Raw genomic sequence first — 17,123 nt, forward strand, 5'->3', positions numbered from 1 at the left:
CCTGTTTCCATTTGTTATAGGAGATATTCCTAAAGACGATAACTCACAACACATAACATTAGCAGCAGAAACCCTAGCAGAGTTGCATAAGAAACTTTGGTTGGCACGAAGTTTATTTATGGATGTGGCATCACTTAGGCAGCCGATTTCAAAATATAGACTCCTTACGGCAAATGAAATATATAATGAGCTGTTGTCAGAGCATACCGAAGAAAAATTAAAGTCTCAGTGTATTACCTCTGAATTATTTTTCAAACTAGAAAAAAAATGTTCGGAGGTTTTAGATAGACTGGAACCATATATTAAAGAAAGACAGCTTATCCATGGTGATTTTGGCGCAAGCAATCTTTTAATTAATTGTGAATCCAATAGTGTAAATGCAATCCTTGACTGGGAAGAGATGAGATGGGACTCACCATTATTTGAGTTAGCAGGAGTAATTGGGTTCTATGAAATGGATAATCCAGGAACAGGGAAATTATTTCTATCTTCATATGTAGATAAAATTAAAAAAATATCTCATCCGAATGAGAGAAATATTATTATGTCTCTGGATAAAATTAATGACGCAATGTTTTGTGCCAATTACCTTGAACTTACTTTAATGATAGAAAGTGGCCACTTTGAACTCGAATATATCCAAGAACTATGTCAAACAATGGCCTAACAAAAAAATCCAGGGGACTGCCTACGGCAGCCCCTGATTTTGGCGTTAGGTGTTCGGAGGAGCGATGGATAACGTTCAAGTCTTACAACATCAATATTCAATAGCAAAAAATGCTAAATCATTGTCAACCAATAACATTTGGATTTGTACGGGATTTTATGGCTGGGACAGCTTGAACAAAGTCGCATTTCTTTGTCATTTTGATCACCCTTGCAGTGTTAAAGCTTTGCCTAATATTCTCCGAAAAATAAGGAAGTTGGTACCCGATAAACACTCCTTTGAGGCTTGTTTAATCGGCGGAAAAGGTTGGTTTTGGTCACGTACTACCCGAAGAAACATTAATGTATGTATACAAAAGCAATCCATAATTAACTTGTCAGTTTCAGAAGCACCTTTTCAGAACTGGATTACCAACAAAGTTGATCTAACCATCTGCTCTAAAACAGGAAAAGTGTCATTTGATAAAGTAGTTGGTCGTTCTACACCAAAGGGAGTATTTTGGTGTATAAAACCTATGCAGCAAGTGTAAATACACCTAACAGATAAGGATATGCGTCGCGCAGCTGACACCTATTCAAGTGTTGGACAAGCCCAAGTCGCTTTATATAAGTAAATATTGCGAATGTCATGAAGGGTGGTGCTGAAAAGAAGTCGAGCGTTATCCTTGGCGTGAACCAATAATTTTAATACTTTGATTTATAATAAAATCCTCTTTAATTATTACGCGTTAATGCCATTATCCTTATTATTTTACGTTTTTATCTGGGTCGAAAAATCCCCGCTAATTGCATGACATGCTGACAGCATGGACAAAAGGGTTGTGCCGTTAAACGGACAACTTTTTGTTGTGGGGGCAACGTTAGTTGCCCTGCTAACATAAAGGCATATTGGATCAGTTGAAGTTGTTTCGTCTTTATGCCCTCGTAATAAACCATAATCACGAACTCGCCTTAATCTTTGCGGTATTGTAATGAACGACAACCCAACCTCGTTATTCCCTACAGTGAATGCCCGCGAGGGCGATAGGGAATCTACTTACAGTATTTGTTTAATGTGCCATGACATACTACTGTATTATTGAATGAAACAAGATGAGTAATGAAGGTTTAATTGGATTCAGTTCAGATATTTTATTTTTAATATCTATTTAGGCGTTAAAAATCATGTAGAAATGTAGATCGATGTAAAATTAGCTATTAGTCTAATTTCAAATACTATATTGAAGAAATAAACATGAATAAGTCAATCCCGATATTAACGCCTCTACGTGGTATTGCTGCTATCTGTGTGGCTTTTTTTCACGCTAGACTAGTTATCTTTCCACAATGGAAAGATACGTTAATTGAATATACTCATTTTTTAGAAAACAGTTACTTATGGGTTGATTTATTCTTCATCCTAAGTGGTTTCGTTATCATGCACGTTTATCAAAATACTTTTTTCAAAGGGATTAATTTCTATAATTGGAGCAAGTTTATAGGACTGCGTTTTTCTCGAATTTATCCTCTGTTCCTTGTCACATTATTGGTTTTAGTCGCTTGGGAGACCTTTAAATATATGGCAAATATTGGCTTCTATGGCGGAGCATTATTTGATGGTTGGGGGATGTCTGGTATTCCTGCTTTCCATGGGCCATTTAATCGTGGTGACGCTCTCATACCAAATATCATGATGCTACAAGGTGTTCTTGAAAAAGATCTTTCATGGAATATTTCATCATGGTCATTAAGTGTTGAATGGTTAAGTTATATGGTATTTCCTTTTATTGTGCCTGTTTTGATGCAAAAGAAGGTTTCTTTAGCGATCCCCGTTTTATTTATTATATCTTTAGTTGCTATTAATTCTCACCATGGATCACTTGATATTACTGGTGGTGTACTAGCATATATTAGAGCTTTATCAAGCTTTGTATTAGGTACTTGGATGTGTACCATTACCTTGTCGGAAAAAACGAAAGAACGTATTAATAGTGATATGTTACTGTTAGTAATCTTCTTAATGTGTATATATGCATTACATTTACCAGCACTACCCTTTAATGATGTGTTCATTATTATAGTATTTGCCTTACTTGTTTTTATCTCGGCGCAACAACAACAACGTAATACCGTCATTTTTAAATTATTTGAGAACAAAGTTACTCAATTTTTAGGTGATATATCTTATTCACTTTATCTCTGGCATGCCGTTATTTTACTCGTTGGTATTGAAATTATAAACCTCCTTTTACCGCAACAATTGGTATTGTGGCATCTCCAAACAAGCTGGATACCAGCCATAGTTGGTGGTTTTTTTTATATGGCAGTTGTTTTGGTAATATCAACATTTAGCTATTATTATTTAGAAAAACCAGCAATGAGGGGTTTACGTCAATTTTTTCAGCGTTCAGAGATGATAACTCAATAAATATTGTCAGGGCTGATTATCGCCATTCCCTACAGTGAATGCCACGAGGGCGATAGGGAATCTACTCACAGCGCATTGAATTTTTAACGTAAATATATGGCTGTCCTATATTCTTTGTTGTTTTGGTTACTTTAAATATGTTTTTGAATGGCATCACAAAATATAACTGTTTTTATATACAGTATTTAAAGTGTGATTATGATGAATAGACGCTATTTTTTATCTATCAACTAACGGTATTTTACTATGTCAGATTCAAAAGCAAGTTGCCTTTGCGGTGCGGTAAAAATTGTTGCAGCAGACGCTAATCCTAAGTTTTCAGTGTGCCATTGCCAATCATGCCGAACATGGGGTGGTGCGCCATTTTTTGCTGTTCAATGTGGTACTCAAGTAACCTTTGAAGGTGAAGAGAACATCAAAATATATCACTCATCAGATTGGGCTTCGCGCGGTTTTTGTAATGAATGTGGCACCCATTTATTCTATAAAGTAAAAGCCAGCGGTGAATATAATATGCCTGTCGGTCTGTTCCCTGATATAAAAGGGCTAACAATGGATATGCAGTATTTCAGCGATGCCCGCCCTAGTTATTATTGCTTTACTAATCAAACCAAAGAAATGACAACCGCTGAAATCATGGCGTACTTTGCCGATAAAATGTAATTGAGGTGGAGTGGAGCTAACTTGTTTATGGCCCTGACCTTGCTAAAGATTCGACGCATTCAGTTAGCTCCTGTTTATAAATAAAATGGTTGCAGATAAATGGCAGGAGCAAGCAATGCGTCTATTTAATTTATAGGAAAATTTTCAATCCATTCGAGTAATAAAAGTTTGCTCGTTATTCACAAAAGCCACAAAACAGCCGTGATAGATAAACACTCGACCACGTCCTTCAACTAGGCAGGCAAGCTGTGGGTCTAAGTCTGCTTCGTTATTCTGGCTTTGAAATGTTCCTGTGTCGGTGACTACACCGCTGAGTGTAGGCAAATATCCATAACTACGCTTGGCTTGATCAATCAGGTTCAATTCGCTGGCGGTAGAGAAGCAACCGGGGATCGCACCAGCTTCTTCGATAAATAAAGTTTTCAGTTCTTCAAAAGCTGTAATCACTAGCCAGTCGATGTCATTAACGTGATGGATAAACATAGAGTTTCTCGGTAATTTTGATGCGGAGATTCTATCACTATCAGAGGTGGAGTGTAGTAGGGATTTAGTTGCTAAAGGCGGTAACGCTGTGCTATTTCAGGACATTTACTAAGCTAACTGAAAACATGTTTTGCTCTAAAATTTGTTAGCTTAGATAAGCTATTGAATCACCATGAATGCTTTCTCAAAATATAAGATAATGAATAGGCAATACTGACCCTATCTATATTTAATATAGGCAAATTAACAGGCTAAAGATCGCCATAGCTTGTTAATAACAAAGTCGGCTTGGTCTGCTGTATATACATCATATTGTTCTTTTCTGCCTAATATTAGCGTACAGAATCCATGTAAACTAGACCAGACAAAATTCGCTTGATGTTCTATGGATTCATTAACAATACTGTTATCTGCATGGCCCATTTCTATTAAGTCGACCAAACGCTGAAAAGCTTCATTTAAACTTTGTCGTAATTCGTCAGTTGGATTTTGGTGCAAGTCTGGTGAGTTAAAAATAAGGGCGTAACGTTCTGCCGACTGAAACGAAAACGTTATGTAGGCTTTCGCCATCTGTTGAAATTGTTGTTTTACACTATCATTTGAATTTACAGAACTAGCCAATGCTGACGACAATTCATTACCCATAGAGCCTGCTAAAGCGCATAGCAGATCATGTTTATTTGAGAAATGACGATAAGCGGCCCCACGAGAGACATTTGCCACTTCTCCTAAGCTACGCATTGAGATTGCCTGAACGCCATTTGACTCCACGATATCACGTGCTGCCAGCAGTAAGTGATTCCTTAGTGTATTCACTTTTTTACTCTTTCTATTTAGTTAACATATTGAAGCATTGCTTGTTGACAGTGTCAACTTCGTCGGGCTATAACATGGTTGACACTGTCAACAGTGTTGCAGTTTGATATCTATTTGTCAGTATTTTTAAGCCGAAAGTTCAAAAACGCACAGACTTATCTCCTCGATAGGTTTACCAAAAAAGTAAGGTAAATTACCAAGAAGGTGTTCATTATGAGTCATCAAAAACGTCTTATCGTCAATGTTGATGACGGTGCTAACCATCATGATACGATACTCGCAACACTAGAACTGTACGAAATGGGAAGAATTTCCTCCACAAGCCTTATGGTATATGGTTCGGATTTCCTTGATACCCGTAAACTACTCGCAAAACATAATTTACCTTACGGTATCCACCTTGGGGTACATCACGGAAAACCTATTTGTAAACCTAGCGATGTTCCAAGTCTATGTCTCGAAAATGGGTGCTTCTATGATGATATCAATGACAACCTGCAAACGATGCAGGTAATTGATGTTGAAAAGGAACTTAGAGCTCAATTAGATATGGCGCTACGTGTGGGTTTAAAGCCGCAGCACATCGACTGTCACACCGGATTTCTCTATATGAGGGCAGATTTGCGTGCACTATTTCAAAAGCTGGCAGTGGAATATAAGCTTCACGCTTCGTTACCTCATCATTCGGTGTTTAATTCGACGAGACATGCGCTGGTTGATATAGGGAAAAAAGGAACCGATGGCTTAAGTATGATTTTTGAACTGCCAGATGGAATGATTGCGAATCGAGTGGAGCAACGAGTTAGCCAGTATAAGCCGATGCTGGCTGCATTAAAGCCAGGACTTCATTATCTGGCTAGCCATCCAATGCTGGACGCTCCTCAAACGCGTAACATCATAGGGGGAATGAATTTTCGAGTCGCTGATTATGAGTTTTTCAAATCGAATACGTGGCTTGATTTACTTAAACAAAATGAAATTGAGCTTAGCTATTTTTCCTAATTGGAGATAATAGTTTATTGAGTAAAAAGGAATAACTTACATAAGGGCAAAATCCATTTGGTGGAACAAAAAGAAAACCATAACTTTTTAACTTTAGGATTCTCATAACGTTATCGTCATTTCTAACAGTGAATGCCCACGAGGGCGATAGGGAATCAACTTACAAGGTACTGAATTTTTAAAGTAAAGATATGGCTGTCTTAATATTGTCTTTAGGCGGCACATCCATAAATGAGGCTAAATTTACTAACTCATTACACTTTGACGAGGAGTAACTTAATATTTATGTTACACCTGCTCGCTTGGGTGCCCCCACATTAATGGCTCAGCATAAGGTCCTTTTATAGATGAGGTTGATTGGCCAATACCATCTAGTGCGCCTGAAGTAAGTTCACGCGCAAACCAACACTCTAAAGGAGCCAGCGTTTTTACTGGTGGTAATACATTGTGTTGAGTGTTATAGCGATTTCCGTAATGGAACGGTTCACCCATCACAAAGATAACGTCAGCGTCCAATTGCTTTTCAGCTTCTTCCATTAATCTTGTCGCATAGCCTTTTCCTTGGTATTCAGGTAATACGGCAAGAGGTGCGAGAACATAACATTTTAGATGTGGTGCTGCGTCAATTACAATTGGGGTATAACATGCATGTGCTACACCTTCGTAGACAATTGAAAAGCTGCCGTCTTCAATAAGATTATCTGCGAACTCTGCGTAGAGTTTAGCGTGTCTCTCATCATATAGCCCGCCAGCTTTAACGAACGCTTCATATTGAATTTGATAGGGTGTATTCATTGATTTTTCCTTTTTTAATCACTGACCGACTGGACGGTTTGTTTGTGTGGTCAAAAAAATCACGTACTTAGGTGTACATGATTTTTAGTTTCTTTAACAATACTTTTTGATGAATTCTTGCCTGATTTCTTTGATTGGAAAATCATCATTAAGTAAGTAATTCATAGCAATGCCATCGATCTCGGCGATGAACATTTTTGTTACGATAACTGGATTAGAATGACCCAAAGAGCGGAATACTTTTTCCGTTGATGCTTGTAAACCTTTATATCGTTCATTAATCAGGTCGACAACAATAGCTCTGGTTGTTGGGTGAACCATTACGCTAAAATTGAATTGATAAATCTTATGATGTTCAGGAACAGTCATTGCATCAAAGATAGAATGGATCATGGTTTCTAAGGCTAGTTCATTTTCAACAACGCCTTCATCCTCTTTATCTGCTTCTTCGATAATCTGAGTGATGTGAATAAAAACTTCTCTTAACAGCTCATTTTTATTTTTAAAGTGATGAAATACCAAGCCTTTTGATATCTTTGCTTTTTCACAAATAGTGGAAACTGGCGTCTTTTCAAACCCGTGTTCCGCAAATAGTTGTGTTGCTACTTCAATAATCTGCTGTCTCTTATCTATCATATTCACTTTTAATGACGACTGACCAGTTGGTCAGTAAATGTTAGGGTATATATCGACCACTGGTCAAGTGTTTTTTAGGCTAGGGGGAACTGGTGGATATTCCCTAGGTGTTTATCAGTCGTTAATTCTGATGATAATAATGCCATAATAATAGTGAGCCAGCACTTCGCCATGGAGCCCAATGCGTTACAATGTCACGTGCTTCTTTTGGGGTTGGTTTTGATGCTAATCCTTTTAGTTTTTGCAAACCTAAAAGGATACCTAAGTCATCGGCAGGCAAAATATCTTGCCGCTCTAAAGCAAACATCAAGTAGATCTCAGCGCTCCAGCGACCAAGGCCTCGCATGTTAATGATTGTTTTGATTGCGCGTTCATTATCAAGGTGTTGCAATCCATCGATATCAAAATTGCCCTCGAGTGCTGCAGCTGCAATACCTTGTGTATATTCAATTTTTCGGTGTGATAATCCAGCATCTCTTAATGCTTGCGTTGAAATTTGAATAAATTGTTCTGGAGTACAAGCTGGCATTAACGCTAAAACTCTATCAGTAATTGTTATTGCCACTTTAGTTGATAGTTGTTGGCTAATGATGGTAAAAAGGAAAGCTTCAAACCCTTTAGGGTAAGTGCGACCATCAGGCAAGCCATATTGGTTAACTGCTTGTGCTATGTCTTGATCGATAAGGCTTAATGCTTCTATTCCTTGGTGTATTAATTTCTTATCCATAATTGCTAATCTCAATCTAAAAATATAAATATTCAAAGGTTATCGTCGAAATTATGATGATTAGATGTTGTTGATACAACTCATCGTTGATATATCTCTATGTGGTTAAGGATAAAGCATATAACAAGGAGTAAACATGCATATGGAAACGCAACACCTTATTCTTCGGCAATGGAAGCCGAGTGACTATCGTGCTTATGCTAAGTTGAACGCAGATCCTCAAGTAATGCGCTATTTTCCTGCAATATTGTCCAATAATGAAAGCGATGCGCAAGCTTCTAGAATAGAAGAACTTATAGCACAACGCGGATGGGGATTTTGGGCGGTGGAACTAAAATCAACCGGGAAGTTTATTGGGTTTGTGGGGCTACATAGTCAAGATGAAACCAGTGGTATTCCTAATGCTCCCTTTATCGAAATAGGTTGGCGATTATCAGCTGAATATTGGGGATCAGGCTATGCGCCTGAAGCGGCAACAAAAGCACTACAGTTTGCTTTTGAGGTTCTTAAAGCTTCATCAGTTTTTGCTTTCACTGCCTTGCAGAATCAGCCTTCGCAACGGGTTATGACTAAAATCGGAATGAAAAATACACAGCAGGATTTTAATCATCCTAAATTGGATCAAGGACATCGGTTAGAGCGACACTGCTTATATACAATCACTCAGCAACAGTGGCTAGCGATTGTTAATCAGCCCGATTAATGAAACTTACACTGTGTTGTGGTAATGAGCGTCGTGATAACAAAGGAAAGAGCCCATGATTTTATACCAATCAACCCGTGATTTATCAGCGTCAGCGCAGATCACATACAACAATATGCGTACCTATTATGAGCATTATGCTGTTAATTGGGAGCAACCAACAATAATAGAGCAAATAGCTGGCTTAGAAAATTGGGATATAGTGTGTGATGGCGAAGTGGTAGGTGCTATTCGATTAGCTGTTGGTGATGACGAATGTTATTTACGCGATCTTCAAATTAGCGATCAATATCAAAATCAAGGTATGGGTGCTCAAGCTATTACGGAGTCTGTTCGATTAGCACGTGAATATGGCGTAAAACAGTTGAGGTTAAGAGTGTTTAAAATCAGTCCGGCTTATCACTTATATACTCGATGTGGTTTTACTATTGCGAGTGAAGATGACCGTTTTTTTAATATGATTCAGAATATTACGTAATAGCCGACGGTATAATAGTTGTTAATCGGCTGTACATCATACAAATGTTAGTATTATAAAATGTGAGGGATTGAGGTGTTAATCCTCAAGCCGACTAAACTTAATGCGAAAGTTCTTATCCTGAGGTTGTTATGAAAGTAATGTTATTGTTGATGTTGTCTATTTTATCTTTTCAAGCATCAGCACAAGAGGCTTATGTTTGTAAAAATGGCACAGCAGAGCGCACTGTTGAAGTCGTTTATAGTCAACCGGGTAACAAAGTACCTTGTGATGTGCAATATATAAAATCGAGCGGCAGCCAAGTGTTATGGAGTGCAAACCATGAGGTCGGTTATTGTGAAAGTAAAGCTCAAGCATTTGCCACCAAACTCGGTACGCTAGGTTGGACTTGCAGCAAAGTAAGCAATGTTGCAGCAGAGCAGCCATTAACTGAATAAGGCTGTGAAATTGCTTAAACGGATTAAAACGCTAACTTTTTAATCCGTTTTATTTTTTAGGTTTATTACTGGTGGTTGTTGATATAACGTCGCTCTCAACACATAGGTTTTCCCTATCAGCTTAATCAGTAAAAACAGCTTTTGTTTTGAGAATGATAGAGATAGATTAAATAACAATAGTTTAGAATTAGATTCGGAAATTCATTATGACAACCATGACAACTCGCTGCCCACATTGTAAAGCCTTAAACCGTTTACCCCTTGATCGTATAAACGATGAAGCGACGTGTGGAACTTGTAAAGAAAAATTACTTGATGGCATGCCAATTGAAGGTACTGCTGATAACTTTGCAAACCTAATTAATGGTGATAAACCTGTTGTTGTCGATTTTTGGGCCCCTTGGTGTAGTCCATGCGTAGGTTTTGCTCCAGTATTTGCTGATGTAGCAACCGAGCGTAATGGTGCAGCTCGTTTCGTTAAAATCGATACAGAAGCGCAACAAGCATTGGCTGGCCAATACCGTATTCGTAGCATTCCAACCATTATGGTCTTTAAAGGTGGTAAAATGGTAGACATGCTCAATGGTGCAATGCCTAAAACTGCCTTTGATCAATGGTTAGATACAGCATTAACTAAATAATTGCCAATGGCGGTATTTGTTAGTGGTATATTGAATTATTAAAGCCTAGTTATATAAAGTAACTGGGCTTTTTTGTGGTTTTTTTTCGATGAAATAGTCGCTAAAAGGAGTATACAGGCTATTATTTATGCGAATTATGTATAAATGTAAAAAAACACTATACTAAATTTTTAATGTGACCAAGATCTCTATATACTCTCGCCTCGGCCAGAACAATTACGTTCAGCCACCTTATTACAAGCTGTCACTAGGATATGTGAACGACCCACGGAGTTGGACCGGCGTTAACTATAGCTTGTTAATTTAGGTGACTTGTATGTTGTACCATTGGACGAACACCCCTTTAGTTATTTACGCATATTGGCGTAATATCCATCTTTTGTTGATCCTTCAGCAAATGTTTTTCCGATGCCACAATACAATCAATACCTACATTATTCGCAACACAATAGGACGAAATAATGCAGTTGTTAATTAGTTTGGCCGGTATTGTCGTACTGGTTTTATTCGCAATTTTACTTTCAGATAACCGCAAAGCTATCAACTGGCGCACAGTGCTGGGTGCTTTAGTACTACAAGCGGGTTTTGCTGCATTGGTATTGTATGTGCCTCTTGGTCAAAAAATGCTTGGTGCAATGAGCCATGGTATTGCTGGCCTATTGAGCTTTGCTGATGTTGGTATTCAGTTCGTTTTCGGTGATTTGTCTAATATTGAAAAAAGCGGTTTTGTGTTTGCGATCCGTGTGTTGCCATTGGTGATCTTCATTAGTGCCTTAATTTCACTGTTGTACTACTTCGGTATTATGCAATGGGTAATTAAAGTGTTGGGTGGTGGTATTCAAAAACTATTGGGAACTAGCCGTGCGGAATCATTAGTAGCAACGGGTAATATCTTCTTATCGCAGGGTGAATCTCCATTATTGGTGCGTCCATTCTTAGCGAAAATGACCCGCTCTGAACTTTTCGTTGTAATGACATGTGGCATGGCATCTGTTGCGGGCTCAGTTTTAGGTGGTTATGCAGGCTTAGGTGTTGATCTTAAATTTTTGATTGCAGCTAGCTTTATGGCTGCGCCTGGTGGTTTGTTAATGGCTAAGATTTTAGTGCCAGAACAACAAGTGCCAGAAGAACAAGTTGAAATCGAAATGGCAACCAGTGAGCACAGTAATGCCATTGATGCATTGGCTGCGGGCGCAATGAACGGTATGAAAGTCTCGGTTGCAATTGGTACGATGTTAATTGCATTTGTGAGTGTTATTGCAATGGCGAATGCTGGCCTTGAGCAAGTGGGTTATGGTCTAGCGAGTTTAACGTCTGCAATTGGCATGGATACAGCGTCACAATGGTTTGCAACAACCCCATTGAGCATGCAGTTGATTCTTGGTTATATCTTTTCACCACTAGCGTTTGTTATTGGCGTGCCAACTCATGAAATGATGGCTGCGGGTACCTTCATTGGTGAAAAACTGATTCTTAATGAATTTGTTGCTTTTATGGATTTTGCATCAGTAAAAGAAACATTATCACAGCATACTCAAGTTATTATTACTTTTGCATTATGTGGCTTTGCTAATATTGGTTCTATTGCGATTCAGATCGGTTCAATTGGTGTTATGGCACCAGAGCGTCGTAGTGATGTTGCTAAATTGGGCTTTAAAGCAGTAATGGCGGCAACGTTAGCAAACTTAATGAGTGCTACGCTAGCGGGTATTTTCGTCACGTTATAATCGAGATGTAACACATTAATCAAGCTAGAAATAGCGTAAGAACAAAGCCGTAGCAATGGTTGTTGCTACGGCTTTGTTATATGTATTGATGGTGTTACTTATCAAATTGCTTAATTAAGACTGAGGTATCAGCGCGATTAAATCCACGTTGTTGTAGCTTTTCATATTCACTATCAACTTGTTTTGCTAAGGGCAATTCCACGTTAAGTTTTTCAGCCGCATCAAAACAGATAGCAAGATCTTTACGCATCCAATCAATAGCAAAGCCAAAATCAAACGAATCAGCCGCCATGGTTTGCGCTCGATTTTCTAATTGCCATGAGCCAGCAGCACCGTGCTTTAATACTTCTGTCATGGTGTGAATATCAAGCCCTGCTGCTTTCGCAAGTGTTACCGCTTCAGATAAGCCCTGTAATACACCTGCGATACATAACTGATTAGCCATTTTTGTTATTTGGCCATAGCCTGTTTCGCCCATTAATGTCGTTGCTTTTGCATATTGTGAAATAGCATGTTTGACTTTATTAAATACCGCTTCATTGCCGCCAACCATAACGGTTAGGCATCCATTAATTGCGCCAGCTTCACCGCCTGAGACGGGGGCATCTAAAAAATCGCAACCAATAGCATGTGCGGCATCGGCAATTTCACGTGCCACATCGGCTGAGGCTGTGGTGTGATCGACTAAAATAGCCCCTGGCTTTGCGGTAACTAAAATACCTTGCTGGCCTTTATAAATTTCGCGTACGTCATTGTCGTTACCGACACAGGTGAAAATAATGTCAGCATCTTTTACGGCATCAGAAGGGGTGAGGGCTGTCGCGCCCTTATATTCTTGAGCCCAAGCTTCAGCTTTTGCTTGAGTTCGATTATAAACGGTTACATGATAACCCGCTTTGGCAAGGTGGCCAGCCATTGAATAGCCCATTGTTCCAAGCCCTAAAAAAGCAACGTTTGCTGTCATCGTCAATACTTCCTTGATTTTAATTGTGAGCAGTTTGTAACATCATAACAGACTGCATTATTGCGTAAATGGCTATACCTTGTATGTGTTTTATGTAAATAAGTGAGGTTTATCAATAGGATTAATTATTTGAAATTAATCGCTTGTAACAATTTGTGTTGGCAATTATCATAACACTCACTTTTATTTTGTGGATTGGCTTAGTCAAATCTAATGTTGACAGCAGTGTTACGTATAATGTTATTGGTGTTATGTCTAGGAGCAAGTTCATTTGCTTCGGCATCGACACATACAAACATTATGCATTTCACCTCGACCAGTCCTGTATATACAGATGTACTTGAAGCACCAGTGCTTAACCCAAAGGTGGTTAATGCTACAAAGGTGACAATAGAGACTGCGAGCTATATTGATCGTGCTCTGCATCATGATGCGAACCAAGCGCCGACACAAAAACATCCCACGGATCGCTATGTAAGTAATAATGGCTTACCCGTTTCTTTTTATAGCACCCGCTTAGTATGGAATTTTCCATCGCCAACAAATCTTAAATTACCGCCTCATAGTGGTAAACATCACCGCGCTGAAGTGATTAATCTACAAAATATGATTAATACTTCGACACGATCGTTAAATAGTTTTTATCATAGTGCTGATGAAATTGCGCCGACATTTGAATTAGCCTTTGAATTCCCCTTACTCCCTATACCTATGCTTGCCATTGGGTATATTGAGCCTCTCAGCCCACAAAGTGATTGGATTTTAACGATAAAATCCTCGTCATCACGTGTGTCTGGCTGGAAAGAATCTAATTTACTCTATTCACACTACGGACACTCGTTCGTTACCGCATAAGACATTACTGGCACTTATGTCATTTATGGCATGGTGTGCTTTACTTAGTGATGTTGCTTTCATCGACACATAAAACGTTTTATTAATTTATGTATTAAATCTATCAATAGCTATTATTAATGCTCAATATTATCGGCTGTGAATATGATAATAACGAGTTGTTTTCTCTAATTTAAAGAGAAGTTAATAATAATTATTGATGTGTTATCGGTCGCAACAATATGACTTGTTGCTAGAGATATGGCTTAAAATAATGAGAAAAAAGAATAATAAACAGATTCTGAATCATTACTCAGCATGGAAATATGTTGTGTTAATTGTGACAGTCTCGATTATGTTGCTTAGTGCTATTCCAACATGGTATGGCGAAAATGCAGCAGTACAAATCAGTGCGAAAGGCGGCGCAATGCCAACACCTTTTGAGATTCAACGTGTTCTAAAAGAAAACGGCATTGAAGCCAAAACTATTGAACAGCAGCCAACTCGCACGGTAGTGGTGGTTAATTCAACCAAAGAGCAAACAAATACTAAAGAAGCGTTAAACAGCATTATTCATAATGAAGATCGTTTAACGTTAGCATTAGAACCTGCTGCACCAAAATGGCTATTAGGCCTAGGTTTTGAGCCTATTAAGTTAGGTCTTGATTTACGTGGTGGTGTTCAGTTCTTACTTGATGTCGATATGAAAGAAGTTTATAAGCAGCATGCACAGCAGCTGACTGACGATCTTCGTGGCGATTTCCGTAAGCAAGATATTCGTGCGGCACGTTCAGAAATGACCACTAATAACCAAGTTATTGTGCGCCTGCCAAGTGAAGAAGCGAATGATAAGATTCGCACATACCTTCGTACTCAATACCCACAATGGCAAGCGAAGAATGGCGAAGGCAATAATTTAGTATTGTCTATGCGTGAAGATGAGCAAACCAATCTGCGTAACCTAACTGTACAGCAGAACTTGCAAACTATGCGTGGCCGTATTGAGCAGCTTGGTATTACAGAAGCATCTGTTCAGCGTCAAGGTGAAAACCGTATTCGTATTGAGCTTCCTGGTGTACAAGATCCAGCCGCGGCGAAAAATGTTATCGGTGCGACGGCAAGTTTGGCTTTCTATGCTGTGAAGCAAGAAGGTACAGGTAGCACCATGATCATTGACGACAAAGATGGTCGTCCTGTACGTGTTAGCCGTAAGCCAGTATTAACGGGTGATCATATTATCGATGCTCGTGCAAGTATGGGTGAGATGGGTACACCTGAGGTTAATATTACCTTAGACAGTGCTGGTGGCAGCATGATGTCAGACTTCTCTCGTAATAACGTAGGTCAGCCAATGGCGACTTCGTTCAGCGAATATACGCGTAACGCGAAAGGTCAAACAGTACAAACTAATAAGATCATCAGTGTTGCAACCATTCAAACTCAGTTAGGTAGTCGTTTCCGTATTACAGGTGCGGGTTCACTGGCTGATGCACAACAATTAGCATTATTACTACGTGCAGGTTCATTAACTGCGCCAGTAACTATCGTTGAAGAGCGCACAATTGGTCCAACATTGGGTGCTGAAAACATTAAAAATGGTTTCGCAGCGTTAGCATTAGGTTTAGGTGTGACATTAGTCTTTATGGCATTGTGGTACCGTCGCTTAGGTTGGGTTGCAAACATTGCGTTGATCACTAACATGATCATGCTATTTGGTTTACTTGCCTTGATTCCTGGTGCGGTATTAACCCTGCCGGGTATTGCAGGTCTGGTATTAACCGTGGGTATGGCGGTAGATACCAACGTGCTTATTTTTGAACGTATTCGCGATATGGTTCGAGAAGGGCGCAGTTTTGCTCAAGCGATTGATCGTGGTTTCAGTAGTGCATTTGGTACTATTTTCGATGCCAACTTTACCACAATGATCACCGCAGTGGTTCTTTACTCTATCGGTAATGGTCCAATTCAAGGCTTTGCATTGACGTTAGGTCTAGGTCTTCTAACCAGTATGTTCACTGGTATATTTACTTCCCGCGCCATTATTAACTTGGTTTGGGGTCGTGATTCTCGTCGAGATGTAAGGGTTTAACGCAATGAAAAATTGGATTATTACAAACTTAACTAAATTGCGTTATATGACCGGTATCGTGTCAATTGCGCTAATGGTTATCTCGATCAGCTTCATTTGTATTCGTGGTCTAAACTGGGGTCTTGATTTTACTGGCGGTGTTGTTAGTGAAGTTCAGATGAACAGCCAAATCACTAGCAGTGAAATTGAACCATTGATGGATGCTGGTTTTAAGCAAGACGTAGTGGTAATTGCTGCTGATGAACCTGGCCGTTGGATTCTACGCTATGCTGTGCCAGCAAAAGGTGTAACGTACCCAGACATCACGCAAGTACTTGATCCGCTACATGCGCAAGTACAAGTATTAAATACCAGTATTGTTGGCCCGCAAGTGGGTGCTGAAATGGCATCTCAAGGTGGTTTAGCATTACTTGTAACAATGCTTTGTATTCTTGGTTACCTAAGTTACCGCTTTGAATGGCGTCTTGCTGCGGGTGCATTACTTGCCCTAATGCACGATGTTATTTTAGCGGTTGGTTTCTTTGCTATGACCCAAATGGAGTTTAACTTAACCGTACTAGCGGCTATCTTAGCTATCTTGGGTTACTCATTAAATGACTCGATTGTTATTGCCGACCGTATTCGTGAACTTCTCATTGCGAAACCAAAACAAGACATTGAAGCAACCAACAATGAAGCGATTATCGCAACGTTCTCTCGTACGATGGTGACATCAGGTACGACGTTGATGACAATCAGTTCATTATGGTTATTAGGCGGCGCATCGCTACAAGGCTTCTCTATTGCGATGTTTATTGGTGTATTAACCGGTACATGGTCATCGATTTCAGTAGGTACATTACTTCCTGAATTCTTAGGCTTAAAACCTGAACATTACCTACCAAAGCCTGAGTCACAAGATCCTTAATCGTTAACGATCCATTGTTAATGATAACGAATGAGCCGCCAGCAGTTATGCTGGCGGTTTTTTTGTATTGGTTCAAAGATATGCGTTTATTTTCAGTGATAAATAAAATTTATTGCTACACTGATAAGAATTAAATAAGCATGGTAAA

The 17,123-nt window shown here is 39.1% G+C and carries 19 protein-coding genes and 1 pseudogene; 13 read left to right on the plus strand and 7 right to left on the minus strand.

Going from position 1 to position 17,123, the window contains the following annotated elements:
- Together VXS03_RS13710 and VXS03_RS13715 are read left to right on the plus strand one after the other, a co-directional pair.
- Positions 1 to 667: aminoglycoside phosphotransferase family protein (locus tag VXS03_RS13710; protein WP_327764338.1), on the plus strand; the 667-nt coding region annotated here is incomplete at its 5' end.
- Positions 668 to 731: 64 nt separating this feature from the next.
- Positions 732 to 1,196 carry a hypothetical protein gene (locus VXS03_RS13715; protein WP_327764340.1) on the plus strand — a complete coding sequence of 155 codons (465 nt, stop codon included), beginning with the start codon at positions 732 to 734 and terminating at the stop codon, positions 1,194 to 1,196.
- 229 nt (positions 1,197 to 1,425) lie between these two features.
- On the opposite strand, the pseudogene VXS03_RS20315 reads toward VXS03_RS13715, so the two are convergent.
- Positions 1,426 to 1,633, minus strand: a pseudogene (locus VXS03_RS20315) (IS91 family transposase); the annotation flags it as partial.
- A gap of 267 nt (positions 1,634 to 1,900) precedes the next feature.
- On the opposite strand from VXS03_RS20315, the gene VXS03_RS13720 reads away from it, so the two are divergent.
- Positions 1,901 to 3,073: an acyltransferase family protein gene (locus tag VXS03_RS13720; RefSeq protein ID WP_327764341.1), complete on the plus strand. Its 1,173-nt coding sequence runs from the start codon at positions 1,901 to 1,903 to the stop codon at positions 3,071 to 3,073.
- A gap of 246 nt (positions 3,074 to 3,319) precedes the next feature.
- A complete protein-coding gene (locus tag VXS03_RS13725; protein ID WP_327764343.1) occupies positions 3,320 to 3,736 on the plus strand; it encodes a GFA family protein in 417 nt (138 codons plus the stop codon).
- A 144-nt stretch (positions 3,737 to 3,880) separates the two neighbouring features.
- Here the strand turns inward: VXS03_RS13725 and VXS03_RS13730 are convergent, their stop codons facing one another.
- Both VXS03_RS13730 and VXS03_RS13735 read right to left on the minus strand, forming a co-directional pair.
- Complete coding sequence (locus VXS03_RS13730) at positions 3,881 to 4,219, minus strand: cytosolic protein (RefSeq protein ID WP_327764345.1); 339 nt, start codon at positions 4,217 to 4,219, stop codon at positions 3,881 to 3,883.
- A gap of 243 nt (positions 4,220 to 4,462) precedes the next feature.
- Positions 4,463 to 5,035 (minus strand): TetR/AcrR family transcriptional regulator, encoded by a 573-nt coding sequence (locus VXS03_RS13735; protein ID WP_327764346.1) that lies wholly within the window; start codon positions 5,033 to 5,035, stop codon positions 4,463 to 4,465.
- Between the two features lie 213 nt (positions 5,036 to 5,248).
- On the opposite strand from VXS03_RS13735, the gene VXS03_RS13740 reads away from it, so the two are divergent.
- Complete coding sequence (locus VXS03_RS13740; RefSeq protein ID WP_327764347.1) at positions 5,249 to 6,037, plus strand: ChbG/HpnK family deacetylase; 789 nt, start codon at positions 5,249 to 5,251, stop codon at positions 6,035 to 6,037.
- A 288-nt stretch (positions 6,038 to 6,325) separates the two neighbouring features.
- Here VXS03_RS13740 and VXS03_RS13745 read toward each other — a convergent pair whose 3' ends face one another.
- The 3 genes from VXS03_RS13745 to VXS03_RS13755 all read right to left on the minus strand — a co-directional run bounded on the left by VXS03_RS13745 (position 6,326) and on the right by VXS03_RS13755 (position 8,195).
- Complete coding sequence (locus VXS03_RS13745; protein WP_327764349.1) at positions 6,326 to 6,832, minus strand: GNAT family N-acetyltransferase; 507 nt, start codon at positions 6,830 to 6,832, stop codon at positions 6,326 to 6,328.
- Positions 6,833 to 6,925: 93 nt separating this feature from the next.
- Entirely contained in the window at positions 6,926 to 7,468 is a 543-nt protein-coding gene (locus tag VXS03_RS13750; protein ID WP_327764350.1) for a TetR/AcrR family transcriptional regulator, read from the minus strand.
- A 121-nt stretch (positions 7,469 to 7,589) separates the two neighbouring features.
- Positions 7,590 to 8,195 carry a DNA-3-methyladenine glycosylase family protein gene (locus tag VXS03_RS13755; RefSeq protein ID WP_327764351.1) on the minus strand — a complete coding sequence of 202 codons (606 nt, stop codon included), beginning with the start codon at positions 8,193 to 8,195 and terminating at the stop codon, positions 7,590 to 7,592.
- 136 nt (positions 8,196 to 8,331) lie between these two features.
- Here VXS03_RS13755 and VXS03_RS13760 point away from each other — a divergent pair, with 136 nt between their 5' ends.
- The 5 genes from VXS03_RS13760 (at position 8,332) to VXS03_RS13780 (ending at position 12,181) form a co-directional block, all read left to right on the plus strand.
- Positions 8,332 to 8,898, plus strand: coding sequence for a GNAT family N-acetyltransferase (locus VXS03_RS13760; RefSeq protein WP_327764352.1), 567 nt, complete (start codon positions 8,332 to 8,334; stop codon positions 8,896 to 8,898).
- 55 nt (positions 8,899 to 8,953) lie between these two features.
- Positions 8,954 to 9,376 (plus strand): GNAT family N-acetyltransferase, encoded by a 423-nt coding sequence (locus VXS03_RS13765; RefSeq protein WP_327764353.1) that lies wholly within the window; start codon positions 8,954 to 8,956, stop codon positions 9,374 to 9,376.
- A gap of 131 nt (positions 9,377 to 9,507) precedes the next feature.
- The gene (locus tag VXS03_RS13770; RefSeq protein WP_327764354.1) at positions 9,508 to 9,813 is read left to right on the plus strand and encodes a hypothetical protein; all 306 of its coding nucleotides are present in this window, start codon (positions 9,508 to 9,510) and stop codon (positions 9,811 to 9,813) included.
- A 206-nt stretch (positions 9,814 to 10,019) separates the two neighbouring features.
- Positions 10,020 to 10,454, plus strand: a complete 435-nt coding sequence (gene trxC / locus VXS03_RS13775) for a thioredoxin TrxC (RefSeq protein ID WP_327764355.1) — start codon at positions 10,020 to 10,022, stop codon at positions 10,452 to 10,454.
- Positions 10,455 to 10,915: 461 nt separating this feature from the next.
- Positions 10,916 to 12,181: a NupC/NupG family nucleoside CNT transporter gene (locus VXS03_RS13780; RefSeq protein ID WP_080155680.1), complete on the plus strand. Its 1,266-nt coding sequence runs from the start codon at positions 10,916 to 10,918 to the stop codon at positions 12,179 to 12,181.
- A gap of 94 nt (positions 12,182 to 12,275) precedes the next feature.
- On the opposite strand, the gene VXS03_RS13785 is transcribed toward VXS03_RS13780, so the two are convergent.
- The gene (locus tag VXS03_RS13785) at positions 12,276 to 13,145 is read right to left on the minus strand and encodes an NAD(P)-dependent oxidoreductase (protein WP_327764357.1); all 870 of its coding nucleotides are present in this window, start codon (positions 13,143 to 13,145) and stop codon (positions 12,276 to 12,278) included.
- Between the two features lie 225 nt (positions 13,146 to 13,370).
- Here VXS03_RS13785 and VXS03_RS13790 point away from each other — a divergent pair, with 225 nt between their 5' ends.
- The 3 genes from VXS03_RS13790 (at position 13,371) to secF (ending at position 16,975) form a co-directional block, all read left to right on the plus strand.
- A complete protein-coding gene (locus VXS03_RS13790) occupies positions 13,371 to 14,000 on the plus strand; it encodes a hypothetical protein (protein WP_327764358.1) in 630 nt (209 codons plus the stop codon).
- A gap of 253 nt (positions 14,001 to 14,253) precedes the next feature.
- Entirely contained in the window at positions 14,254 to 16,068 is a 1,815-nt protein-coding gene (gene secD / locus VXS03_RS13795; RefSeq protein WP_327764359.1) for a protein translocase subunit SecD, read from the plus strand.
- A gap of 4 nt (positions 16,069 to 16,072) precedes the next feature.
- A complete protein-coding gene (secF, locus tag VXS03_RS13800; protein ID WP_327764360.1) occupies positions 16,073 to 16,975 on the plus strand; it encodes a protein translocase subunit SecF in 903 nt (300 codons plus the stop codon).
- The last annotated feature ends 148 nt before the right edge of the window (positions 16,976 to 17,123 follow it).

Origin of the sequence: Photobacterium sp. S4TG1 (assembly GCF_036040035.1) — a bacterium.
Lineage (GTDB): Bacteria > Pseudomonadota > Gammaproteobacteria > Enterobacterales > Vibrionaceae > Photobacterium.